Genomic DNA, 1097 nt, shown 5'->3' on the forward strand with positions numbered 1-1097 from the left:
TGCCAACTTGGTTTCGCAGCTTTGACCGGCCTCAAGCTCATTGATCATAGTTCGGATACAGTCGACAGACTTCAGAAACAGATCGACATGATCCACTTCCATAACAAACTGGTCTGAACGAATAAGATCAAGCAGCGTTTCTACAACATGTGTAAATTCAGCAATCTCATTAAAACCAAAGGTACCACTACCACCCTTAATCGAGTGTGCAGCCCTGAATATTTCGTTTATCGCTTCAGAATCGAGATTCGAGATATCGATATTAAGAAGCGCAGACTCCATAACATCAAGCCCTTCATAACTCTCTTCGAAAAACACCTGATGAAACTGACTTAAATCAACACTCATTGTATTGGCCTGTCTACGCGTAGTTACATTAACGATTTTTTGTTCTTGGTAGCGCTGTACATTACAGAGGTAAAGCTTAGCCCATTACTTTCTTGATAGTCGCTAATAGCTGCTCTGGGTTAAACGGTTTTACCAACCAACCCGTAGCGCCAGCATTTTTACCCTGCATTTTCTTATCGCCAGCTGATTCGGTGGTCAACATTAAGATTGGAGTAAACTTATAATCCGGTAAGGTTCTGAGGTTCTTAACTAACTCAATACCATCCATTACAGGCATATTCACATCGGATAAAACCAGATCAACAGCAGTAGTTTTTGCTTTATCTAGTGCTTGCTGTCCATCTGCAGCTTCTATCACATCAAAGCCAGCACCTTTAAGAGTGAATGAAACCATTTGTCTCATTGAGGCAGAATCATCTACCGCCAATATTGTTGCCATCTACGTTCTCCCGTATGCGACGATTAAGCAATTTCCCTAAGAAATCAAAATTCAAAAACATTTAGTTAAGATTTAGCATTTGTTCCAAGCCCGCTAACTTAGCAGCCGCTTGCAACTCTTCGGACACGCTTCCCCAAGAAACTTCAGCCTCAGCAGTACGCATTGAAGTAAAAAAGGAAGCAAATAATTGCAAGGCTGCAGTATCCACTCTCGATACTTCTCCCGCACTGATAACGGTTGGAGATGCTAATTTAAGAATCTCTTCCATCTCATGATGTAGCGACTCAACCTTAGCGATATTCACAACACC

General features: G+C 41.7%; 3 protein-coding genes. All 3 read right to left on the reverse strand.

The features are described 5' to 3' along the window. The coding region (locus A3735_RS26665; RefSeq protein WP_197486070.1) for an Hpt domain-containing protein at positions 1-348 on the reverse strand (348 nt) is incomplete at its 3' end. Between the two features lie 76 nt (positions 349-424). Continuing rightward, positions 425-787 (reverse strand): response regulator, encoded by a 363-nt coding sequence (locus A3735_RS26670; RefSeq protein WP_068508193.1) that lies wholly within the window; start codon positions 785-787, stop codon positions 425-427. Between the two features lie 61 nt (positions 788-848). Beyond that, positions 849-1097: lipid asymmetry maintenance protein MlaB (locus A3735_RS26675; protein ID WP_068638975.1), on the reverse strand; the 249-nt coding region annotated here is incomplete at its 5' end.

Source organism: Oleiphilus sp. HI0061 (genome assembly GCF_001635675.1).